This is a genomic window from Halomonas sp. KG2 (genome assembly GCA_030440445.1).
Classification (GTDB): Bacteria; Pseudomonadota; Gammaproteobacteria; order Pseudomonadales; family Halomonadaceae; genus Vreelandella.
Genome location: CP098528.1, coordinates 4,345,567 through 4,367,572, shown reverse-complemented (window position 1 = coordinate 4,367,572; position 22,006 = coordinate 4,345,567). Strand labels below are relative to the sequence as shown.

General features: G+C 52.6%; 21 protein-coding genes. 5 read left to right on the top strand and 16 right to left on the bottom strand.

Translation table 11 applies throughout. The annotated features are described in order from the left end of the window. Window positions 1–2 precede the first annotated feature (2 nt). The 3 genes from phoR (at window position 3) to NDQ72_19930 (ending at window position 2,637) form a co-directional block, all read left to right on the top strand. On the top strand, window positions 3–1,319 hold the full coding sequence (phoR, locus tag NDQ72_19940) for a phosphate regulon sensor histidine kinase PhoR (GenBank protein WKD28282.1): 1,317 nt from the start codon (window positions 3–5) through the stop codon (window positions 1,317–1,319). A gap of 300 nt (window positions 1,320–1,619) precedes the next feature. Next, the gene (locus tag NDQ72_19935; GenBank protein ID WKD28281.1) at window positions 1,620–1,922 is read left to right on the top strand and encodes a hypothetical protein; all 303 of its coding nucleotides are present in this window, start codon (window positions 1,620–1,622) and stop codon (window positions 1,920–1,922) included. Window positions 1,923–2,316: 394 nt separating this feature from the next. Then, window positions 2,317–2,637 (top strand): hypothetical protein, encoded by a 321-nt coding sequence (locus NDQ72_19930; GenBank protein WKD28280.1) that lies wholly within the window; start codon window positions 2,317–2,319, stop codon window positions 2,635–2,637. 98 nt (window positions 2,638–2,735) lie between these two features. On the opposite strand, the gene NDQ72_19925 is transcribed toward NDQ72_19930, so the two are convergent. The 7 genes from NDQ72_19925 to NDQ72_19895 all read right to left on the bottom strand — a co-directional run bounded on the left by NDQ72_19925 (window position 2,736) and on the right by NDQ72_19895 (window position 9,301). Then, window positions 2,736–3,215, bottom strand: coding sequence for a copper chaperone PCu(A)C (locus tag NDQ72_19925; protein WKD28279.1), 480 nt, complete (start codon window positions 3,213–3,215; stop codon window positions 2,736–2,738). A gap of 125 nt (window positions 3,216–3,340) precedes the next feature. Beyond that, window positions 3,341–4,075 (bottom strand): sulfate transporter CysZ, encoded by a 735-nt coding sequence (cysZ, locus tag NDQ72_19920; protein ID WKD28278.1) that lies wholly within the window; start codon window positions 4,073–4,075, stop codon window positions 3,341–3,343. Window positions 4,076–4,143: 68 nt separating this feature from the next. Then, entirely contained in the window at window positions 4,144–4,869 is a 726-nt protein-coding gene (gene phoU, locus NDQ72_19915; GenBank protein WKD28277.1) for a phosphate signaling complex protein PhoU, read from the bottom strand. Between the two features lie 30 nt (window positions 4,870–4,899). After that, the gene (pstB, locus tag NDQ72_19910; protein WKD28276.1) at window positions 4,900–5,715 is read right to left on the bottom strand and encodes a phosphate ABC transporter ATP-binding protein PstB; all 816 of its coding nucleotides are present in this window, start codon (window positions 5,713–5,715) and stop codon (window positions 4,900–4,902) included. Further along, complete coding sequence (gene pstA / locus NDQ72_19905) at window positions 5,709–7,133, bottom strand: phosphate ABC transporter permease PstA (protein WKD28275.1); 1,425 nt, start codon at window positions 7,131–7,133, stop codon at window positions 5,709–5,711. Before pstA ends, pstB begins: the two co-directional genes overlap by 7 nt. After that, window positions 7,133–8,251 (bottom strand): ABC transporter permease subunit, encoded by a 1,119-nt coding sequence (locus NDQ72_19900; protein WKD28274.1) that lies wholly within the window; start codon window positions 8,249–8,251, stop codon window positions 7,133–7,135. The genes pstA and NDQ72_19900 overlap by 1 nt, the downstream gene beginning before the upstream one ends. A 96-nt stretch (window positions 8,252–8,347) precedes the next feature. Then, entirely contained in the window at window positions 8,348–9,301 is a 954-nt protein-coding gene (locus NDQ72_19895; GenBank protein WKD28273.1) for a phosphate ABC transporter substrate-binding protein, read from the bottom strand. 84 nt (window positions 9,302–9,385) lie between these two features. Between NDQ72_19895 and NDQ72_19890 the strand changes: the two genes are divergently transcribed. After that, window positions 9,386–9,799, top strand: coding sequence for an acyl-CoA thioesterase (locus tag NDQ72_19890; protein WKD28272.1), 414 nt, complete (start codon window positions 9,386–9,388; stop codon window positions 9,797–9,799). 79 nt (window positions 9,800–9,878) lie between these two features. Here the strand turns inward: NDQ72_19890 and NDQ72_19885 are convergent, their stop codons facing one another. The 3 genes from NDQ72_19885 to hexR form a co-directional block, all read right to left on the bottom strand. Continuing rightward, window positions 9,879–10,967, bottom strand: a complete 1,089-nt coding sequence (locus NDQ72_19885; GenBank protein WKD28271.1) for a TRAP transporter substrate-binding protein — start codon at window positions 10,965–10,967, stop codon at window positions 9,879–9,881. A 136-nt stretch (window positions 10,968–11,103) separates the two neighbouring features. Then, window positions 11,104–13,302, bottom strand: a complete 2,199-nt coding sequence (uvrD, locus tag NDQ72_19880; protein ID WKD28270.1) for a DNA helicase II — start codon at window positions 13,300–13,302, stop codon at window positions 11,104–11,106. A gap of 81 nt (window positions 13,303–13,383) precedes the next feature. After that, window positions 13,384–14,238 (bottom strand): transcriptional regulator HexR, encoded by an 855-nt coding sequence (gene hexR, locus NDQ72_19875; protein WKD28269.1) that lies wholly within the window; start codon window positions 14,236–14,238, stop codon window positions 13,384–13,386. Window positions 14,239–14,455: 217 nt separating this feature from the next. On the opposite strand from hexR, the gene NDQ72_19870 reads away from it, so the two are divergent. Continuing rightward, window positions 14,456–14,668 carry a hypothetical protein gene (locus tag NDQ72_19870; GenBank protein WKD28268.1) on the top strand — a complete coding sequence of 71 codons (213 nt, stop codon included), beginning with the start codon at window positions 14,456–14,458 and terminating at the stop codon, window positions 14,666–14,668. A gap of 114 nt (window positions 14,669–14,782) precedes the next feature. Here the strand turns inward: NDQ72_19870 and NDQ72_19865 are convergent, their stop codons facing one another. The 6 genes from NDQ72_19865 to hemC all read right to left on the bottom strand — a co-directional run bounded on the left by NDQ72_19865 (window position 14,783) and on the right by hemC (window position 21,905). Beyond that, complete coding sequence (locus tag NDQ72_19865; protein WKD28267.1) at window positions 14,783–16,126, bottom strand: sodium-dependent transporter; 1,344 nt, start codon at window positions 16,124–16,126, stop codon at window positions 14,783–14,785. 153 nt (window positions 16,127–16,279) lie between these two features. Beyond that, on the bottom strand, window positions 16,280–17,134 hold the full coding sequence (locus NDQ72_19860) for a DUF72 domain-containing protein (GenBank protein WKD28266.1): 855 nt from the start codon (window positions 17,132–17,134) through the stop codon (window positions 16,280–16,282). Between the two features lie 293 nt (window positions 17,135–17,427). Then, on the bottom strand, window positions 17,428–18,693 hold the full coding sequence (locus NDQ72_19855) for a tetratricopeptide repeat protein (GenBank protein ID WKD28265.1): 1,266 nt from the start codon (window positions 18,691–18,693) through the stop codon (window positions 17,428–17,430). Then, window positions 18,690–20,168 (bottom strand): uroporphyrinogen-III C-methyltransferase, encoded by a 1,479-nt coding sequence (locus NDQ72_19850; protein WKD28264.1) that lies wholly within the window; start codon window positions 20,166–20,168, stop codon window positions 18,690–18,692. Before NDQ72_19850 ends, NDQ72_19855 begins: the two co-directional genes overlap by 4 nt. A 16-nt stretch (window positions 20,169–20,184) precedes the next feature. After that, entirely contained in the window at window positions 20,185–20,964 is a 780-nt protein-coding gene (locus NDQ72_19845; GenBank protein ID WKD28263.1) for a uroporphyrinogen-III synthase, read from the bottom strand. Continuing rightward, the gene (gene hemC, locus NDQ72_19840; GenBank protein WKD28262.1) at window positions 20,961–21,905 is read right to left on the bottom strand and encodes a hydroxymethylbilane synthase; all 945 of its coding nucleotides are present in this window, start codon (window positions 21,903–21,905) and stop codon (window positions 20,961–20,963) included. The genes NDQ72_19845 and hemC overlap by 4 nt, the downstream gene beginning before the upstream one ends. Window positions 21,906–22,006: the final 101 nt, after the last annotated feature.

Sequence of the window (22,006 nt, the reverse complement as noted above, 5' to 3'; positions counted from 1 at the left end):
CGGTGCGCCTGTGGAGCCGAGAACTATGGCGAATTGCGTGGCTGGCCGCTTTGGGCGCTTGTCTGGGGTGGTTGCTGGGTATGCCAGGTCTTGGAGTTGCTGCGGGGCTTGCCGTTTGTCTGGTGTATCAACTGCGCCAATTGCGAGCGCTCTTTAAGTGGTTAACGCTTCATCCTCATGATGAACCCCCTGCTGCGAGCGGCATGTGGGGCGAGCTTTTTGATCGCTTGTATCGCTACCAAAAGAGCCAACGGATTACTCAGAATCGCTTACGTGCCACCCTTGCACGTATTCAGGAATCATCCGAAGCGATGCGTGACAGTGTCGTTATGCTAGATCGACATGGCGACCTGGAGTGGTGGAACAGTGCCGCGACAGAAATGCTGGGCTTGCAAACAGCCCACGACCGTGGCCAGCACATTACCAACCTGCTTCGTGACCCGCGATTTATCAGCTACTTTAATGCACGTAAATACGGTGAGCCGCTGACCTTAACGTCGCCCATCGATGAACGGCATATCCTTCAATATCAAATTACTCTCTATGGTGATGATGAGCGCTTGGTAATGGCGCGAGATATTACCCGCTTGCATCGTTTAGAGCAGATGCGTCGTGACTTTGTCGCCAATGTTTCCCATGAACTACGCACACCGCTAACGGTATTGATGGGTTATTTAGAAACCTACAGCGACTTAAAAGAGCAACTTCCACCACGTTTGGGCCGAGGTATTGCTCAGATGGAAGAGCAGACGAAGCGTATGCAAAACTTAGTCAATGATCTGCTACTGCTCTCTCGGTTAGAAATTGATCAAGGTGGCGAGGATCATCATGCGTTGGCGTTAGGGCCAATGCTCGACGCCATTCGCCGCGATGCGCTAGCGCTCTCTAATCAACAGCACAGTGTTCAAGTCGCGCTTGAGAGCGATGCCCGTCTGATCGGCAGCGAGCAGGAACTGCATAGCGCTATTTCAAACCTAGTGTTTAACGCTGTGCGGTATACGCCAGAGGGTAGTCAGATAACACTTCGCTGGAAAACCATGCCCAATGGCAGTGCTTGTATTGAAGTTGACGACGATGGTGAGGGAATTGACCCTGTGCATATTCCACGCTTAACCGAGCGTTTCTATCGCGTTGATAAAGGGCGTAGTACCGCAACGGGTGGTACCGGGCTTGGTCTAGCGATTGTAAAGCATGTGTTGCTAAGACATGACGCATTGTTACAAATTGAATCTCGCCCTGGCGAAGGAGCCCTCTTTCGCTGTGTTTTTCCGTCTTCACGTGTTGTCAAAAGCGAGTCCGCCTCGCGCAATTCTGTTTAAGTACAAGTGATGTATAGGTGTGTCATGCTTGTCATACAAGTATGGTCACATAATACTCATGTGCCATTTCTAACCACTTTCCCTGCTTGATCTGCAAACGCTTTAAGCGCCCTTTCTATTATTTTTTATTGACTAAGTGTTTGTTTTGTTTGATTTTTTATATAATTTTTGATTTTTTGGCACATCGTCTGCAAGTGTCTTGGTACTTGGTAAGAGAGAAAACCATAGGATTTGGTAAGCCGAAAGGCCGTCTTTCTTACTATTTAAGCAGTACCTGAACAGCGATCTAGGAGACGGAACATGATGTCCAAGGAACTACTCAAGAAAGCTGGTATTTTAAGTGTAGCGTTCGGTTTAGTGGCTAGCCCTGCAGCATTCGCTCAAGAGCCAGCAGACCCCGCGAACAATATTTCCCCTGACGAGCAGCCTGTTGAGACTCAATCCGAAAGTACAACAGATTCAAGTGATTATGATAGCCAAGAGCTGACTCATGACGAAGGCGATAACGCCAGCGACATGGAACCTAGTTCAACTAGCCAGGACGATTCAGAGTCTGGCTATGACAGCACAGATGAGTTGCCTGAAGAAAATAGCGGAATGTAACATTAACTTTGGTTACTTATCTTTTCAAAAGGTACTATAACTCTTACGCTTACGGATGAGCTATTCAGAGGCATGGATGTCAAATTGCATGGATGCTCCTAGATTCAAGGATTGAATCTTTCGACGGTCAACACGCTAGTTAGGGTTAATTCCAAGGCTGGAGCCCCTCAAACGGATAGGAAGCTAGTGTTACGTATCGCGATACTAAGAGTGCTCAAGACCCCACTTCGGTGGGGTCTAATTTTTTGTGTATAGTATAATCATTGTTACGTTGCCCACTGTTTCTTGGTGTTAAAAATGCAATTATTCAGATGACACGTTTTGCGATTGGCAAAAGAAGGTACCTTGTATCATTGCATTGTCGGTTGCTCCATATAGCAAGGAGTTTTTATTTATGTTGTTGAAATCATTTGTTAAAAGCACTGTGGTTGTAGGCTTATCGTTGGGGCTTATCGCAAGTCCATTAGCGTTTGCACACTCTTCCATTGAGCTGAATCAAGGACGTGCTGAGAACCAAGAAATTATTCAACCTCAATCTCGTAACACATCGGGCCCTGCAACCTATTCAGCTAAAGATTTGATCAATGATAATGAGAATACTCTGATATATGCTCCTTCAAGCCGTGCCAGTGACGCTGATGATGACTCTAAAGAGCGAGCAGGTTATCGCGCTGAAGAACTCAACCGTGAAGAAGGTAGCAGTACACGCTGGTAAAGAGGGCGATGGTTAAACGTGTGTGACAAATAAGTTTTATAGCAAAAACCCCGCTTCGGCGGGGTTTTTGTGGTTAAGACGGTGATCGATTGATCCTGTTAATGCTGGTGATGGCGGTCAGCGGCGGTGCTTCCTTCTTGGGCGCTTTGAACCCAAACTTCTATTTCAATAGCGTCTTGCTGGGCAAATTCGAGCGTGATGGGAAACCGGTCACCTTCTGCCAATGGCTGATGTAATCCCATTAGCATTAAGTGATAGCCGCCACCTGGGCGCATTGTTAGCGTTTCATCTTTAGCGATTTCGATAGCACTGACGTGGCGCATTTTCATCATATCGCCTTCCATCTGCATATCATGTAGCTCAACACTTTCGCTCACAGGTGTCTGCGCGCTGACCAGTGTGACGGACTCTGTATGAGCCGTAATATCCAGATAAGCGGCACCATTTGCCACACCGGGGGGAGTTGGCGTGGCAAAAGGATGAGCGATCCTTAACTGGTCGGTTTGAACGTCGTGAGCCGACGCGAAAGAGATTGAGCCAGTGAGGAGAGCCGTCAACCAGAGTGCGCGGGTCAGCATGGTCGTATTCCTTGTAGGGGCCTTATCTTCTTAACAAGGCTTATGCTTAATCTTGAGAATAATAGTGAAGCCAAACAACCTTAAGGTAACAAATAGGTTGTGTCAGCGTTATAGCGATTAAGCCATCAGCGATGAGGCGTAATGTCGCGCGTGCCGCGGTAGTGGTCGTCCCACATTAAGACGGCACCTGCCACCGCGCCGGGAATTAAGAACAGGTTGGCGAGAGGAATCCAGGTCACTAACATGATCAACCCGCCGTAGGTGAGGCTTGGCCACCACCGTTGCGATAATCGTGTACGCATATCGCGAAACGTAACCTTATTGTTATCCATAGGATAATCTAAATAAGTGATTGCCATGATCCACGCGGAAAAAAGGATCCACAAAATAGGCGCTATCAGGTTCAGGCCAGGTATCCAGCTAATGATAAACAGTATCACCATGCGTGGCAGAATATAACCGAGTTTGACTAGCTCACGACCCAAGGCATCGACGGCGGTTTTAGCGAGTCCGCGGTCATCCAGGGGTTCACGTCCTGTTGCTTGGCGCTCTACCTTCGCGGCTAAAAAACCATAGAAAGGTGCGGCGATTAAGTGGGTGACCAGGGTGAAGGTAAAAAAGATCACCAGCAGTAGGCTGATAAAGAACAGTGGCCAGATTAGCCATGAGAGCCACTCAAGCCAGCTTGGCACCATTGTCATCGCACTGTCTAGCCAGCCAGAAAAGCGGCTGACCACGAAACTGAGCATGCTGGCATAAACGATTATATTGACCACGATAGGTAGGAAAATATAGCGCCGCAGACCTTTCTGGTAGACCAAGCGAGTGCCTCGACTCAGCGCTGTCATCGCATCCAACATGTTTGCTCCTTAGAAAAAACGCCCAGAGGGGATATCTGGGCGTATTGCAGGAGGAATCGCGTGCTAGGTCAAGATTTTTTAAGTACCTGCGGGTCGATCGTGTCGGGATCGCTATGGCGAATATCTAACCCTTTGACCAAGTAGACAACGTACTCCGCCAGGTTGTTGGCATGATCACCCACGCGTTCTAAGGCACGTAGCACCCACATAATGCTAAGTACGGAGCTAATCGAACGTGAGTCTTCCATCATAAAGGTCATCAGCGAACGCATGGCGCTACCATACTCATCGTCAACGAACTCATCTTCGCGCACAACTTGCATTGCAAGATCAGTATCAAAACGCGCAAAAGCGGTAAGTGAATCGCGAAGCATTTTACGCACGTGCTCGCTGATATGGCGTACTTCGACTAAACCACGAATACTGCCGCTACTTTCGCTCAACAGTAGTGCATTTCGAGCAATTTTGCTGGCTTCATCGCCGATACGCTCAAGGTCAGAAGTTGCGCGAATAACCGCCAGCACTAAGCGCAAATCGGAAGCTGCGGGCTGACGACGCGCTAATACCCGCGTACATTCATCGTCAATTTGCAGCTGCAGGTCGTTCACTTGGCGGTCATTGTCGCGCACTTTCTCAGCAAGACGGCTATCACCTTCCAGTAGCGCAAAAACAGCATCTTGCACTTGTTTTTCCACCAGACCGCCCATGGCCATCAGGTGGGTTTTTAGCTCCTCCAGCTCTTGGTTGAACTGGCGAGAGATATGTTGGCTGTGGCTATCGCTCGTAATATCCATTGAGCACTCCTGACGTGATGTCTTTGGGGCCTAGGTGATGCGGCCGGTGATGTAGTTTTCGGTGCGTTGTAAACGCGGGTTGGTGAACACTTGATCCGTTGGCCCGTACTCAACGAGTTCACCGTGCTGCAAAAAAGCCGTGTAGTCAGAAACCCGCGCGGCTTGCTGCATATTGTGGGTAACCAGCACTAGCGTTAGCTGTGATTTAAGGTTACGAATCAGCTCTTCAATTTTCAGCGTTGAGATCGGGTCTAAGGCTGACGCTGGTTCATCAAGTAGCAGTACATCCGGCTGTACGGCAAGCGTACGAGCAATGACCAAGCGCTGCTGCTGGCCGCCAGATAGCTGCCAGGCCGATCGGTGCAGACGATCTTTAACCTCATCCCACAGTGCTGCCGATGTCAGTGCCCATTCGATAATGTCGTCTCGCTTCCGCTTGGGTAAGCGTTGCTGTAAACGCAGGCCAAAGGCCACGTTTTCATAAATCGACATAGGGAAAGGGTTGGGTGTTTGAAACACCATCCCAACGCGCCGTCGCAACTCGGTAACATTCATGTCCGGGGCATGAATATCCTGACCTTCAAGCTGAATATGGCCACTGTGTGTTACCGATTCATTAAGGTCGTGCAGTCGGTTAATCGCGCGTAGCAGCGTTGACTTTCCACAGCCTGAAGGGCCAATAAAGGCCGTTACACGGTGGCGTGGTAGGTCTAATGTTAGATCGCGCAACGCCATTTTCCCCGCATAAGCGAGGTGAAACTTTGCAATGCTCAAGCAGCGCTGTTCGGCAGAAAAACGCGCCACGGGTGCGAGAGCCGCATTGTTGGACGATAAAGACGCTAACATTCGTTTCCTCGCTGACGCCTCAGATAATGACGCAGAAATATGGCAGTTAGATTAAGCACGAGTACGATTAATACCAGCAGCAGCGCAGTGGCGAAAACCAGCGGAATGGCGGCCTGCACATCTTCACCATGAAAGGCGGTATCAAATAAATGATAGCCGAGGTGCATAAACTTGCGCTCTAGATGAAGGTAGGGAAACTCACCATCTACAGGCATTTGCGGCGCTAGCTTGGCAACGCCCACTAGCATTAGCGGCGCCACTTCGCCTGCGGCTCTGGCGACGGCTAAAATCATCCCCGTTAGCATGGCGGGCGTTGCCATGGGCAACACCACCCGCGTTAACATTTCTAAACGTGTCGCCCCCAGTGCAACGGCACCTTCCCGCTGGGCATCGGGTATGCGTGCTAGCCCTTCTTCGGTAGCGACAATCACCACAGGTAACGTGAGCAAGGCAAGTGTTAGCGAGGCCCAAAGAAGGCCGCCGGTTCCAAATGTGGGTGAGGGCAGTTCATCGCTAAAAAACCAGCTGTCGATAGAGCCGCCTACTCCGTATACAAATACCCCAAGGCCAAACACGCCATAAACGATTGAGGGCACACCTGCCAGGTTGCGTACGCCAATGCGAACTAAGCGCGTTAAGCGGTTTTGGTGAGCGATTTCGTTTAAGTAAATGGCAGCGAGAACCCCAAACGGAGTAACGATTACTGACATCAGAATGACCATTAAGACAGTGCCAAAAATGGCTGGCCAGACACCTCCGCCAGTATTTGCGGCGCGTGGCCCTTCACTTAGAAATTGCCAGATGCGTTGCCCCCAGGCGATGGTTTTTTGTCCCCATGACATAGCATTTGGTGATTGAAAGTAGGTAACACTTGCCAGCGGCTGGCGAAGTATTTGACCATCGGCGGTGGCTAGCACTAACGTGCCAGGGGGCCGCTGGTTGACGGGCAAGGCAAGCGCATCCTGGATGAAGGCCCAGGCAGCTTGTTCTGTTAACCGTTGATCGCCACTCTCCAGCGTCATTAAGCGACCTATAAAATCACCCCATGGGGTGCGCGTTAAGCGGATAAGGTCGGTTGGCTCGGCCTGTTGGCTAATCTCATCAATGGCAATCCACTGCCAGTTGCTTCCTGTAATATCCTGATTACCAGTGAAATAGAGCCGTTCTGACCCTGCTCCTTTGGGCAGCGTCGTTTCACGAACTGACTGCCCAATGACGATGTCGCCTGACTTGAGGGTAACTTCCTCTAACGGCGCTGGCCAAAAATGCCCTAACCCCCGAATCGTCAGCAGCGTTAATAATGCTGCCAACATTAATAACGAAAGCGCCACACAGGCAGCACAAAGCCAAGGCCAGAGCCCGCTGCCGCTCATTTTTAAAAAATCAACGTTTGAAAAAACAGCCCGCTGCCAACGCATTAGAGTGTGCTCCCTAAGCGTTGATAGCGTCGGCGCAAGCGCTGTCTGACAATTTCAGCCAGGGTGTTCACCACAAAGGTAAAAATGAACAAGGCCAACGCCGCCAGTATCAGTAAGTGATAGGTCAGCCCACCTGGAGATGCCTCGGGAAGCTCAATGGCGATAGAGGCTGATAGCGAACGCAGCCCTTCAAACGGACTGGCACTCAAGAGCGCGGTGTTACCGCTGGCCATTAACACAATCATGGTTTCGCCCACGGCGCGGCCAGCGCCAATCATCACCGCTGAAAAGACCCCAGGACCTGCCGTGGGTAGGGCAACTTTCCACAGTGCTTGCCAGCGACTAGCGCCTAGCGCTTGAGCACCTTCCATTAAGGTAGGGGGCACATCGGCAAGTGCATCTTCCGCGAGTGAATAAATACTGGGAATCACCGCAAATCCCATCGCAATGCCTACAATCAATGCATTTCGAGTGGCGTAATCAAGACCATAACGTTGATCCAGCAAGCGTCGCAGGTCGCCGCCAAGCCAGTGTTGTTCAATGATGGGAGCAATCCATATAGCCAGTACAGCCATGCCAGCCAACCAGGGGATCAGCCATAAGCCTGCCCAAGAAAGCGGTAGTCGTTGACGAACGTGGGCGGCCGTCCGATACCATAGATATCCCGCTAAGGCTGCGCTAAGAGGTAGCCAAATAATGATCATCAAGGCACTAGCCAGGTTTCGTTCCACCCAGGGGGCGAGTAATAAACCGGCAATGAAACCGATGACAACGCCAGGCACTGCTTCCATCAACTCAAGCGTTGGCTTCAAACGGCTACGGAGTCGTGCTGACATGAATAGTGCAGAGTACATTGCCGCGCCCAGGGCAATAGGCGTTGCGAATAGCATGGCCGCCAGTGCCGCTTTTAACGTTCCCCAGGCAAGGGGCGAGAGTTTAGCGAGGCTGAACGTGTCGCCAAAGGCGAGCAAGGGTAGCGTTTCCCAAAAAAGGAACACACCAATCGCTAAAATTGCCAACAAAACACCGATGCCACCGGCGGTGATAAGCCCGGTAGCAAGTCGGTCTTGTATATGGCGCAGCGGCTGACGCGAGAAGGGTAGCCGAGGAGGAATCATGTCGACATCATAGAAAAGCGAAAGCCATCACGAAAATAAGCATGCATGGTCAAGTCTCCTTACCCTATCGTTTGTTTATGACAATTAAATGACAGTTCACAGGTGTTGGCGCTGAGCATCACGCAGGTGATTGGGCAGCGGCACAAAGCCAGCTGCTTTGACAATTTGCTGACCCTCTTCGGAAAAGATAAGTGTCAGGAAGGCTTGCTCCACAGGTGGCAATGACTCGCCGGGTGGCAGGTTAACGTAAAGATAGAGATCGCGTGATAATGGGTACTTTCCTTGCTGAATAGAGCGTTCGTTGGGCGCAACGGCAGCGCCGGATTCATCGACTAGGCGCAGTGCGCGCACCATTGGGTTTAAATGGTTGTAGCCTGCATAGCCCATGGCATTGAAGGACTCTCCTACCGCAGCAATGACCGCCGATGAGCCTGGGTGTTCACTGATATCTAGGCGGAACTCGCCATCGCACAGGGCTCTTGCCTGAAAGAGGCCATGAGTACCTGACGCTAGGTTACGGCCATGCAGGGCTATTTGGCCATAGGGCCAATCCGTCGCCGGGATCAGCGTACTCCAGCGCCGGATGGGGTGGGGGGCACCGCAAGCGAGGCTAGTTGAAAAAATCGCATCGACTTGTTGGAGTGTCAGGGTATCCAATGGGTTATGGCGATGTACCGCCACGACTAATGCGTCCCGAGCAACACGAAGTTCAAGCGGTGGGTAACCGTAGCGGTCAATAAACTGCTGGCGTTCTGCATGGGTCATGGGACGTGACATCGGCCCTAGGCGAGTGGTGCCAGCCACTAAGGCAGTTGGCGCGCTGGCTGAGCCGCCGGCCTGAAATTGCAGGTTGATATCCGGGTGGCGGGCGCTTAAGGCTTCGCCCCAGCGCAGCACTAAGCCTGCCATGGTGTCAGAACCGACGGCACCTAACGTGCCGCTCACCGAAGTTGGCTGCCCCCAGGCAAGCGTGCCTGCCATTAAAAGCCAGCCAGTCAGAAGCAGTAGCAGTTGATGTTTGCTCACACGTCGTAAATTGTAACGCTTCAAACGACACCCCTCTTGTGATTAACTATTACCAGCCTATTGCGATGCAGCAACATCACAACAATAACCTTTTGAAGCGACCACCTTATGACACCGCTGGACACCGATTTGGACGATGTACCTGCTCCGCAGGGGCAGCTCACCTTAAAGTTACTGGCTTCTCGGCAAGATACCAATCTCTATGGTGATATTCCGGGGGGTTGGTTAGTCAATCAGATGGATCAAGCCGCCGAATTAGCCGCGGGCCGAGAGGCAGGCGGTCGCACAGCGACCGTGGCTATCGAAGCGATGGATTTTTTAAGCCCGGTACGCGTGGGTTCTATGGTAAGTGTCTATACCTGCGTGCGGGAAATAGGCCATAGCTCAATTAAGATTGATGTTGAGGTATGGGTGCGTCCACCTCAGGGTCGCCATTTGGAAGAGCGGCAGAAAGTCACCGAAGCGCGTTTTGTGATGGTAGCGTTGGATGATAATGGGCGTATCCGTGCGGTGCATAGCTGAGAGATTGGTTGACCATTAACATCGCAAAAGGGCGCCTTGGCGCCCTTTGTTGTGTCGCTACTAAAAGTTGGCGAAATTCCTAGACGCCGACATTGTCGCGGTTTTTCAGGTAGGCGTATTCGCCGACATCGCTGAATGGGCGCAGTAATTTCTGGAAGGCTGAGTAAGAGTCATAAACACGGCGAGACTCTTCGTCACTGTCTACTTGGCGCTGGATCGCGGCTTTTGAAGATTCATACAGCGCTGCCATCACGTCGTCTGGGAAGGTACGCAGTTGAACACCATGTTCATCGACCAGCGTTTCCAATGCCTGAGCGTTACGGAAGGCAAATTCGCTGATCATGGCGAGGTTAGAGGCGCGCGCAGCCTCACGGATAACGTCTTGCAGATCTTCTGGCAGGGAATTCCAAGCGTCTAAATTGACCGTGCCTTCCAGTACGGCTGTCGGCTCGTTCCAGGCGGAGGTGTAGTAGTAATCCGCTACTTGGTGAAGGCCAAACGCCATATCATTGTAAGGCCCGACCCAGTCCGCTGCATCAAGTGCGCCGGTTTGCAGCGAGGTGAAGATTTCTGAGCCCGCCATAGTGACGGTACTGACGCCAATGCCGTTCATCGCTTCGCCAGCAAGGCCTGGCAGGCGAAGTTTTAGGCCCTGCATATCGTCTAGGGAGTTAATCTCTTTTTTGAACCAGCCGCCCATTTGCGTGCCGGTATTACCGACAGCGAAAGGCTTCAGGTTGTGGTTGGCGTAGATTTCATCCCACAGTTCCTGGCCGCCACCGTTATACAGCCACGCATTCATTTCGGTGGTGTTCATGCCAAACGGCACAGCAGTGAAAAACTGTGAGGCCGCGACCTTGCCGCGCCAGTAGTAGGATGCGGAATGCCCCATCTCTGCGGTACCCGCAGCGACCGCATCGAACACCTCAAGTGCAGGCACAAGCTCACCAGCACCGTGTACACGAATGCGCATGCGGCCATTGGAGAGCTGCTCGACCCGACGCGCGAAGTCATTGGCACCTGTGCCAAGCGCTGGGAAGTTTTTCGGCCAGGAGGTCACCATATCCCAGGTGTAGGTTTCGTTGGCGCTAGCAGTGGAAACAAAAGGCGCAGCAGCGACACCGGCGGCACCGAAGCCGGCGGTTTTTAGAAATTGGCGGCGTTGCATGGCGGGCATAACTCCGAAATTATCTGATGTTTTTTTATTAACGCGCAGTGAGCGCAGTGTCCATCAGCCAGTATGCGCTAAGCAGGTTTTAATCGGCAAGTACCCGCCTACAGCTTTACGCTTACGTTAACACCGCTCAAAGTGGGGTGAGTTTGGCAAACCCTAGTACGAGCCATTTCACCCCTTCACCTTCAAAGCTGACCTGTACACGGGCGCGGGCACCTTCACCTTCCGCGTTTAAAATGATGCCTTCGCCAAACACCGGATGCATTACCCGCTGGCCAACATGCAGGGCAGGTAGGTCGCCGTCGCTTTCAACCCGCTGTTGCGCAAAACTTGAGCGTGAAGCGGTAACGGGGCGGGAAATATGGCCACGTAGGCGGACTTCTTCCAATAAATGGGGGGGAAGTTCGCGTAGAAAGCGCGATGGCCTGGGGAATACTTCTTTGCCATGCAGGCGGCGGGTTTCGGCATGGGTCAGGTAGAGTTTCTGCATCGCGCGGGTAACGCCGACATAGCAAAGTCGTCTTTCCTCTTCGAGCCGCCCTGGCTCTTCGATCGACATTTTATGAGGAAACAGGCCCTCTTCAACGCCGGCAATAAACACCACGGGAAACTCCAAGCCCTTAGCAGAGTGCAGGGTCATCAGCTGCACGCTGTCTTCAAACTCATCGGCTTCATGGTCGCCGGCATTAAGTGCCGCTTCGGAAAGAAATGCTTCCAGCGCTGCCATGCCTTCGCCTGCCTCAGGGGTCTCGAAGGCATCGCCATGGGTAAAGGCGCGCGCAGCTGTCACCAGCTCTTCCAGGTTTTCCACGCGCGCTTGGCCTTTTTCGCCGCGCTCGCTCTTGTGATGCTCGATCAGGCCGGTATGCGTGGTGATGTGGTCGATAATTTCATGCAGCGGCAGGCCAGATGCATCGTTGTCTAATTGCTCAATGAGGTTGGCAAATGTCTGCACCGCGTTGGCTGCACGGCCTTTTAGCGAGCCGTCTTGAATGGCATCGTGCAGCGCCTGCCACAGAGAAATGCTTTGTTCTCGGGCACGGTGGCGCACAATCTCTACCGTACGGGTGCCTATCCCGCGGGTAGGCACGTTAATCACGCGCTCCAGAGAGGCGTCGTCATCACGATTAAGCAGTAGGCGCAGGTACGCTAGGGCATTTTTGATCTCTAAGCGCTCATAAAAGCGGTGCCCCCCGTAAATACGGTAGGGCATACCTTGGCGGATCAGCGTCTCTTCCAGTAAGCGCGATTGAGCATTGGAGCGGTAAAGAATGGCAACATCGCGGCGATTAAACCCTTCATCGACCTTTTCTTTGATGGTATCGACGATATAGCGGGCTTCTTCTAAGTCGTTAAACCCGGCGTAAACAGAAATAGGGTCGCCTTCGACACCGTCAGTCCATAGGTTTTTACCCAGCCGCTCACTGTTATGACTGATCAGCGTGTTAGCGGCCTCCAGAATCGCGCTTGTGGAGCGGTAGTTCTGCTCTAGGCGTACGGTGTGAGTGTTAGGGAACTCCTCCTCAAAGCGGCGAATATTTTCCACTTTGGCGCCGCGCCAACCGTAAATTGACTGGTCATCGTCACCGACGGCGGTCATCGGTGTTTGTAGCCCAGTGAGTAGTTTTAACCACGCGTATTGCAGCGTATTGGTGTCCTGAAACTCATCGACCAATACATGACCAAAGCGCTCGCGGTAATGATTTAGCAACGGCGGGTTGTCACGCAACAGTTCTAGGCTGCGCAGTAGCAGTTCACCGAAGTCCACTAAGCCGCCGCGTTCGCAGATAAATTGGTAGCGCTCATAAAGCTCTACCATCTGGCCAAGATAACCATCGCCGTCCACGTTGACTTGGTGGGGGCGAAGTCCTTCCTCTTTGCAGCCAGAGATAAAGCCTTGCACCTGGCGGGGCGGGAAGCGCTCATCATCGATGGAATAATCTTTGAGCATCCGTTTTACCAGCCGTAACTGGTCATCGGAGTCGATGATTTGGAAGTGCTGTGGCAGCCGGGCATCCTGCCAGTGAGTGCGCAGTAGGCGATGAGCAATAGAGTGAAACGTGCCAACCCATACATGGCGCATGGAGATGCTCAGCAGGGCTTCCAGACGAGTGCGCATTTCCCGCGCGGCCTTGTTGGTAAACGTGACCGCCAGCAGGGCATACGGCGAAAGCCCTTCGGCCTGCATTAGCCAAGCAATGCGATGAACCAGCACGCGGGTTTTACCGGATCCGGCACCCGCCAGTACCAGTAAGTTACCCTGGGGTGCGCTTACTGCCTCGCGCTGGGCAGGGTTGAGCTGATCAAGTATCGCCGTGACGTCGTCCATATAAGCCGCTGCCGGTTCGAAAAATGGGCGGCCAGTTTAGCACAGCCAGTGAACTGGCTGTGCATACAGTCGAATGGACAGCTACGGTTCTTCAGGGTAACGCAGCGTATTCAGGCTCTTTTTGACGGCTTTTAGCTGCTCAGCAAGCCTCGGGCCGCGCGTTTTGGCAACGCCAACGGCGAGGACGTCGATAAGCACCAAATGGGCGATTCGTGAGCTAAGCGGCGTGTAGATTTCGGTATCTTCATGCACATCGATATACAACGGCAGGCTCACTTCGCCGGCCAGCGGTGAGTCACTCGGGCACAGGCCAATAACGGTAGCGCCTGCTTCGCGCGCTAAGCGAACGCTAGCGACCAGTGCTTTAGTGCGGCCAGTTTGTGAGATGGCGACCACCACATCACCCTCTTTTAGCGTGACCGCCGACATATTTTGCATATGCGGGTCCGCATAAGCGGAGGTCGATATCTGCAGGCGGAAGAACTTGTGCTGGGCATCGAAAGCCACGGCACCGGAGGCCCCAAAGCCATAGAACTCAACGCGGTTTGCCATGGCGAGAGCGTTGACTGCACGCCCGAGGGCATCATTATCAAGCCGGTCGCGCACCGATAAAAGTGTGCCCACGGTGGAGTCGAAAATGCTATGGGAAAATTCGGCAACCGAGTCGCTATCGTTCATCGAGAACTGGGCAAACTGACTACCACTGGCCAGCATCTGGGCAAGTTGGAGTTTAAAGTCCTGAAACCCATTACAGCCGAGTGCGCGACAGAAGCGCACGACGGTGGGCTCGCTAACTTTAGCCTCTGTTGCGAGGTCGACAATCCGCATATGGATGACCTCGTCTGGGTTGCGCAGTACGAACCGCGCAACCTTTTGCTCGGAGCGACGAAAGTGCTCCATGCGGCGTCTCATTTCATCGAACAGGGCGCGGCTCACATTAAGCTCCTTAAATTCTCTTTAGTACTTATGCAGACACAGTATAAATGCGATTGACTCATGCGTTTAAATGCCGTTAGGGCATTTCAGCTGGATTCGTCATCATTTTGTCAAGTAGGTTATAGTAAGAAGTGAAGTGCCGCACTGCATCATTTAAATAAACAGTCGTCACGGATGCAGGTGGACGTAGGCATATTCACCTGGAGGAACGTCGATTATGAGAAACGTCGAACGAATCACCTCGGTAAAAAGCGAACTGCTCGACATCTTTATGAGTATGGAAGTGGATGAGCATGTTGAGCGTCGGCGCAGTGCCGCCCAGCGCAGCCTAAGGGCGCGTAGGGGCATCGAGCTGCATCGGGAATTTCAGAAGTTATCGCGGGATATCGCCCCCTTGGCAGATGATGAGCAAGAGAGCGAATTGCACTAAGGTAAGGGCGGGTAAGTAAAGCGCTAACTAGCTGACGATAACCCTGGGCAAGCCAGGGCTATCTCGTGCTGGTTAGACATTACTGCCTAGAACTTGATGCTTAGAACTTGATGCTTAGAAGAAGCCTGCTAGGAAAACCACGGCTACCCCGATGGGGGCGACGTATTTAGCCAGCAGATTCCAGAGGCTATAGTCATAAACATCCATGCGTAGCTCTTTGCGTGACTCTTCTTTATCCAAGCAGGTCGCGAAGAACACAATCGCGCCTAGCCCTGTCAGCGGCAGCAAAATCTTACTGGTGAAGGTATCCAGTAGATCAAAGATGTTAAGCCCAAAGAACAGCACCTCAGACCACACGTTGAACGACAGCAGTGCGGCAACCCCTAACGCCCACACGGCGATGCCGCTAACGAATGTTGCCGCTAGGCGCGACAACGATGTGCGCTCTTCTAACGTTTCTACGACGGGCTCTAACAACGAAATCGCCGATGTTAACGCCGCGAAGGTAAGCAGCAGGAAGAACATCAGACCCAGCACCGTACCGCCTGCCATATTGCCGAAGGCCAACGGCAGCGTAACGAAAATCAAGCCTGGGCCTTCTCCCGCGCTGAGCCCATTAGCAAATACGATCGGGAAGATTGCTAAGCCCGCCAACAGCGCGATCGCCGTATCCAGAATAATAACGGTGCGTGCGGTACTGATCAGGTTAACGTCTTCGCCTAGGTAGGAACCGTAGGCCATCATAATGCCCATGCCCAGCGATAGGGTGAAGAACGCTTGTCCCATCGCGGCGAGTACAACACCACCGTCAAGTGCATCCCAGTCCGGGCTGAACATAAAGGCTAGCGCTTCGCCAAAATGGCCGCTGGTCATACCATAGCCCACTAATACTAGCATCAGTACCACTAGTGCGGGCATCATGATGCGTGCTGCGCTTTCCAGGCCTTTGGTCACGCCACGAGCGACGATGCCGATGACGAGGATTATAAAGGCCGTATGCCAAAGCAGCAGAGTCGTTGGGCTAGCCAGCATGCCGCCAAAAAGGCCGCTAATGGCGTCAGCATCTTGGCCGTTAAACGTTCCAATGACGGAACTAAGGGTGTAGTTCAGCGACCAACCGCCAATGACACTGTAAAAAGACAGAATCAGGAACGCCGCTAATACGCCACTCACACCGACTAACGCCCACGCCTTGGATTTACCATGATTGGCTGCAAGGTCAGCCATGGTGTTAATTGGATTTTTCTGGCCACGGCGGCCAATCATCCATTCAGCCACCAATATGGGTAGGCCCACCAACGCCACGCAAGCAAGGTAGACAAGCACGAAAGCTGCCCCACCACTGTCGCCCACCATGTAAGAAAAGCGCCAAATGTTGCCAAGACCAACGGCTGAACCAGCGGCCGCCAGCACAAACCCCATGCGCGATGACCACTGTGCATGTGCAAGTTTTGCCATGAAATCACCTGTTTCGTTAATTGTAATAAGGCGTTATTAGCCTAATGTGCCGATTTTCGGAAAAGAGAAATGTTCTAACGTTATTTTCCGAAAGTACGCGCAATTTATCCGATCGTGGTGGGGGTTGCCAGTCAGTTAGCCTAAAAAGATCGGTCAAAACAGTTGGCTCTGCTTCTCGTCGGCGAATGACGCAAGCGCTGGCAAAGTGATGCGTTGTTGAACTTCATGGTACAAACAGCGCGCCAGTTCTGGTGACGCTCGATTATCAGCAGTATGCACAAATAAGAAAGGGGTTTTCCCCTGACTTATCCACAGAATGAGCCTGTCTATCCACGGCGTGAAATAGTCCCTATTAATTGTTTTGTCAATATGGCCAATAAAGCGAATGACTGGATAATTTGCTGTGGAAAGCACGTGTAGCGGGAGTTTCGGCTTTTCTTGCTGAGCATGCGCTAAGCCAGGATGGTCATTGACGGGCGTTGAAAACAGCGGACGAACATCGAGCATCACGCGGTTAGCTGAATAAGTTATTAACAAGCGGTTCAGGGCTTTTTCTGCCTCCCCTTTGAGGAAAAAAGCGGGGTGGCGTACCTCCACTGCACACGGTAAGTCGGCCGGCCATTGAGCAAGTAGTGCTTCTAACTGGGGGAGCTCCGAAGGACCAAAATCACGTGGTAGCTGAACCATGGTAGGACCAAGACGATCATGCAGTGGCGTGAGTGCTTCGAGAAACGCCCAGGCATTTTCTGGCTGGGTTAAACGCTGGTCATGGGTGACTATGGCAGGAAGTTTAAAGCAGAAACGAAAATGAGGCGGTATTTGCCGCGCCCACGCGGCCACCGTTTCTGCCTTTGGTGCGCCGCTATAAAACGTTGTGTTGCCCTCAACGCTTGAAAAGACCGCCGCATAATCGCTTAACAGATCCGTTTTGGCATGCCTTGGATAAAGAGTGCCAAGCCAATCCTGATTGGCCCACATGGGCAGACCAAGGTAAGGCGGTAGCGTCATGTTAAGGCCTTTCGTGGTTATCTTTATACTAGTGTAACTGTTTCATAGAAGCGTTTAGGCGCTTTTCTAGGGCATTGTTTTTAGAACATTGTTACGACGATTAAATAGATAAGAAATGAAGGTTTGTATGATACTAGTACACTCTTTTGAACTTGGATGAGTGTTAGTACTAGTTGCCCCCATCGAACAGGCGCTGGCAGTGTTGGTATCGTTGGCAAAAAAACGCGTTAATACGTAACGAAAAAGGGTGCCCATGATGGGCACCCTTTTTCATTAGCGGCTTGCTAACGACGTTAAGCGCTTTGTTTAACGTCTTTTTTGGGCTCACTTTGTTTGCTGTCATTGGCATCGCTTGGTTGTGGAAGCGAGGGCAGTGATTTAGCGAGCATATCGACACTATGTCGGTAGTAGAGCTGGCTCTTGTTATGTTCGCCAAGGCTTGCATAGAGGCGAGCAAGCTCAGCGCATACTTCACCGCTGGGGCGTTGACGTTGGCTGGCTTCAAAGTACTCCAGCGCTTTTTCCCACTTACCAGTACGCAGCGATAGGCGGCCACAGGTCAGCAATAGTTCGGGGTCGTTGGGGCGTTCTTGCAGCCACTTTTCCGCTTTTGCTAGTTGGCGCGCAGCGTCTACATTTAGTAGGCCGTAGCGTTTTACTAAGCGCGCATCCCAGTGGTTGTCCAGTGAGTGATTAAGCAAGCGCTCAGCAATAGGCTCTTCGTTGGCCTGTAAAAGCGCCTCGGTATAGAGCACGATTAGCTCGGTATTGCCGCGTAGATAGTCCGGCATATCGGCCCATAGTCCGCGTACACGCTCGATATTCGTGGGGTTTTTGGCCTCAAAAATAATCAATTCACGGTATGCTTTGAATTCCAGTTGCTCACGCTCTTGCTGAGTGATCAGCTTTTGCGCTGCCAAACGGGGTATTAATTGGCGTAAGCCTTCCCAGTCGTTAACGCTTAGGTGCACTTGCTTAAGCAGCTTGAGTACTTGCGGGTGGTTGGGCAGCTTCTTATCCAGGCGATTCAGAATGGCCAGCGCCTCTTCAGGTTGCTGACGATCAATCATCAGTTGAGCTTGCATCAGGCCAATCGCCGTATCGGCTCCCTCGGTAGTGAGCTGAGCCTGATTTAAATGCTCCTGAGACATTTCGTGGTGACCCTGGTAATGCGCCGCCAGTGCCGCAGAAAGATAGTTCACAAGAGGTGTGCTGGAATCGTCAGCTGCTCGCACCAGTGTTTTCTCGGCTTTTTTCCAACGGCCTTCGGTTAAGGCAACCAAACCGCGAACGGTACGTTTCATGGCGCGACGATTGCGGGCACGGCTATTCCAGGTGCGAAAACGTCCGACCGGGCGAATAATGCCGCTGAGCAAGCGTAATGCAAAGTGTAAGACGATGAAGGCACCCAGTAGCAGCACCAAGCCGAACCAGAACGACGTTTGTACCGAGGTGTCACCAACGCGTATTAACCAGTAGCCGGGCACCGACATCATCAGGTGCCCGAACAGTGCGCCGACCGCTAAGCCGGCAACAATTAAGAGAATTAGCTTTCTCATGCATCACCTCCACCTTGGCGACGCGACTCAAAGCGGTTTTCAATGAAGCCCGCTAGTGCCTGTTGCGAAGCACTGATGTCTGGTAACTCAGGCTGCACCTGAGTTTGCTTCAGTTCTTGCAGGCGAGCAATTACGCTTTGCGTCTCTTCTCGTTCGGTATCGTAGTAGCCGTTGAGCAGCGCCAGTGCCTTATCGATGCTTGCCTCAAAAAGCGCTTGCTCTTCTTTAAGCAGTGCCAGCTGAGACTGTTCAAGAATCAGGCGTAGGCTTTGACGCAGATAGGACTCTTGCTCGGGTGTAATCAGTGTTTCTAACGCTTCGTCATGCTGACGGATCACCACAAGATCTTTTAGCTCTTCCCCAAAGCGAGCCAATTGACGCTGGAAGGTGCCCGTGGGTGGCTGTTCAATGCTAGAGGTAACGGCGCGCTCTTCGATCTCTTGTGACAGGCGTAGGCCAGCAATACGCTCTTGTTGAGCGTTCAATGCAAGATAAATACCTGTGCGATCAACCTGTGGTACGGCGTCTAGAGCGGCAAGTTCGTTAGCAATTTCACGACGTACTGGCGTTAATGCAGGGTTGTCGGCATCGACCAAACGAGCATCGGCGGTACGCAGCAGGGCGGCAGCACCTCCAACGTCACCTTCCAGTTGCAGGCGCTGGTTGGCTAACCGTAGCAGGTAGGCGGCTTCAGCGTGAAGCCAGTCTCGCTCGTCGGTCTCCTGCTCTTGAGAAAGCTGAGCTAGCACGTTGTCTAATGTGCTGTTGACCTCGCCACGGTAGCTGTCCAGCTCGCTACGCAGTTCGCTCATCGTGCTATCCAGCGCTTGGGTGCGCTCGGCTTCGCTACTTTCAATACGTGATGCTAGGTCGCTAACCTCTTGCTGCGAAGCACTGCTTTGCGTTTGCTGGGCCAACTCGTCTATACGCTGCTGCTGATTATCCAAGCGCTGCCAGCCTTGCCAAGCAGCAAACGCGACGGCAAGTGCCAGGATAATCACCAGCGCAATGGCGATACCACTGCCTTTGCCACCACCACTGTTCGTGGTGCTGTTCTTAGAAGAGGGCGGGACATGCGCAGCATTGCCAGACGTGCTATTGCCACTGCTCGTTGGCTTGGCGCTTGCCGTCTGCTTGGTACCTGCTGACGGCTTAGTATCTGCAGAGGATTTAGTATCTGCAGAAGATTTAGCATCAGCTGTCTGTTTGGGCGCGTCGCTTGGTTGGGACGAGGCTTGGTCATTATTGACGTTCGCTGAGGCGGTGCTGGCACTGGGCGTGCTAGAGCCCGCTTTATTACGGCGACGCGAGCGGCTGTTTTTAGCGGCGTAAGAAGATGCTGCCGTATTGCCTGCTGTTGACGTTTCGCCGCCCGACGCGGCTGACGCGGAGGTGTCGCTCGGTTTAGCGTCGTTTTGAGTTGTATCGGCAGACGCGTTGTGTACGCCTTCCTGATCATTTGGTTGTTTGCTCATCTGTCGCTAGCCCTTATTAAGTTCCTTGATCGACATCGGCACCCTTCGGGTTGCAGGACCGATCCAACGCCGCTGCCAGTGCAGCTGGTGTTGCTCCCGACGCCACCTTGAGGTCACGAAAACCCAGTTTACCGGCCAGTTTAGCTAAACGGTGACTGGAAACGATTAGCGGTTGGTTCAACGCTGCTTGTTCACACCATCTTGCCAGATGTTGAAGCAGTTCGCCGCTGGTAGCGATTAACGCTCGATAATCGCCGGTTAATAGACGTTGTTGCAGGGCAGGCGTTGGCGCTTGATATACACGTCGATACACGGCGATGCGGGTCACGTTGGCCCCACGTGCGCTCAATGTATCGGCTAATAATGAGCGACCACCTTCACCAGCCACTAGCAATATACGCTGATGCGTAAGCGTTTTGAGTGAGGCAAGTGACAACAGCGCCTCGCTCGTGTCTTCTCCGTAGTCAGGCGAAGGAATATGGACACGCACACCCAGTTGCTCATAGAGCATGCTTGCCGTCGCACGGCCTACGCTATAGTAATCAATGCCCACAGGCAGCTGTGGCCAATAGCGATCGAGCGCCTCGCTTAAACAGTAAGCGGCAAAGGGGCTGACCACCACTATTTTATGGTACTGATCAATATCTAACCACACGCTACGTTGAACGTGGTCCTCGGGCAGCGCTTCTAAGTGCATAACATTGAGGTGCTCTACAGAAGCTCCCTCAGCACGCAGCGAGTCTGCTAGGGCTTCACCCCGCTCACCGGGGCGGCAGATCAGTACCGGTTGACTCATACGTTGCGGCCATACACCTCGGCTAATATATCGCCTGCCCCTTGATCCAGCAGCTCCTCGGCGATTCGGATACCTAGGGCTTCGGGCTCATGAATGGAACCGCTGCCTTCTGCACGCAATACCTCTGTACCTTCTGGGTTGCCAACCAAACCGCGCAGCCAAATAGTATCGCCTGCCTTATCAAGCACGGCATGGCCTGCGATAGGCACTTGGCAACCGCCTTCCAGACGGGTGTTCATGGCGCGCTCGGCACGCACACGGGTGGCCGTGTCGGGGTCATCCAATGGGGCTAATAAGCCGATTAACTCGGGGTCATGGAGACGACACTCGATGCCGAGTGCCCCTTGTCCACAGGCAGGAAGGCATATTTCAGGCGGCAGTGCTTGGGCAATTCGTTCATCGAGACCTAAGCGTTTCAAGCCTGAGGTGGCGAGAATGATGGCATCAAATTCGCCCGCATCTAATTTGGCTAAGCGAGTTTGTACGTTTCCGCGTAGATTAAGAATCTGCAGATCAGGGCGCGCTTCACGTATTTGCAAGCCGCGACGTAGACTAGCGGTACCGATACGAGCACTCTTTGGTAGCTCGTCGATGCTGGTATAGTGGTTAGAAACAAACGCATCGGTCGGATCGGCGCCTTCCAAAATGACAGAAAGACCGAGCCCTTCGGGAAAGTGCATAGGAACATCTTTCATTGAATGAACGGCGATATCTGCACGCCCATCGAGCATGGCATCTTCTAGCTCTTTCACAAAGAGCCCTTTACCGCCAATCTTGGAAAGTGGTGTGTCGAGAATTTTATCGCCCTTAGTGGAGAGCGCAATAAGTTCGACTTCCAGACCGCTGTGTGCCGCCATCAAGCGGTCGCGGACGTGCTCGGCTTGCCACATAGCAAGCTGGCTTTTACGCGTGGCAATGCGCAGTTTTGTGATGGATGACACGTGGTTCTCCCTTTGTCGCTGACAGGTCGCGACGAACTATGATAAGTCTCATCATAAAGCACCCAGCCACACAGTAAAAATAACCGGCTGAATTTAAGGCC

Coding starts and splice junctions, on each gene's coding strand:
- NDQ72_19935 (WKD28281.1), top strand. CDS start 1,620: ATGATGTCCAAGGAACTACTCAAGAAAGCTGGTATTTTAAGTGTAGCG.
- NDQ72_19930 (WKD28280.1), top strand. CDS start 2,317: ATGTTGTTGAAATCATTTGTTAAAAGCACTGTGGTTGTAGGCTTATCG.
- NDQ72_19925 (WKD28279.1), bottom strand. CDS start 3,215: ATGCTGACCCGCGCACTCTGGTTGACGGCTCTCCTCACTGGCTCAATC.
- cysZ (WKD28278.1), bottom strand. CDS start 4,075: ATGTTGGATGCGATGACAGCGCTGAGTCGAGGCACTCGCTTGGTCTAC.
- phoU (WKD28277.1), bottom strand. CDS start 4,869: ATGGATATTACGAGCGATAGCCACAGCCAACATATCTCTCGCCAGTTC.
- pstB (WKD28276.1), bottom strand. CDS start 5,715: ATGTTAGCGTCTTTATCGTCCAACAATGCGGCTCTCGCACCCGTGGCG.
- pstA (WKD28275.1), bottom strand. CDS start 7,133: ATGCGTTGGCAGCGGGCTGTTTTTTCAAACGTTGATTTTTTAAAAATG.
- NDQ72_19900 (WKD28274.1), bottom strand. CDS start 8,251: ATGATTCCTCCTCGGCTACCCTTCTCGCGTCAGCCGCTGCGCCATATA.
- NDQ72_19890 (WKD28272.1), top strand. CDS start 9,386: ATGACACCGCTGGACACCGATTTGGACGATGTACCTGCTCCGCAGGGG.
- NDQ72_19885 (WKD28271.1), bottom strand. CDS start 10,967: ATGCAACGCCGCCAATTTCTAAAAACCGCCGGCTTCGGTGCCGCCGGT.
- uvrD (WKD28270.1), bottom strand. CDS start 13,302: ATGGACGACGTCACGGCGATACTTGATCAGCTCAACCCTGCCCAGCGC.
- NDQ72_19870 (WKD28268.1), top strand. CDS start 14,456: ATGAGAAACGTCGAACGAATCACCTCGGTAAAAAGCGAACTGCTCGAC.
- NDQ72_19865 (WKD28267.1), bottom strand. CDS start 16,126: ATGGCAAAACTTGCACATGCACAGTGGTCATCGCGCATGGGGTTTGTG.
- NDQ72_19860 (WKD28266.1), bottom strand. CDS start 17,134: ATGACGCTACCGCCTTACCTTGGTCTGCCCATGTGGGCCAATCAGGAT.
- NDQ72_19855 (WKD28265.1), bottom strand. CDS start 18,693: ATGAGAAAGCTAATTCTCTTAATTGTTGCCGGCTTAGCGGTCGGCGCA.
- NDQ72_19850 (WKD28264.1), bottom strand. CDS start 20,168: ATGAGCAAACAACCAAATGATCAGGAAGGCGTACACAACGCGTCTGCC.
- NDQ72_19845 (WKD28263.1), bottom strand. CDS start 20,964: ATGAGTCAACCGGTACTGATCTGCCGCCCCGGTGAGCGGGGTGAAGCC.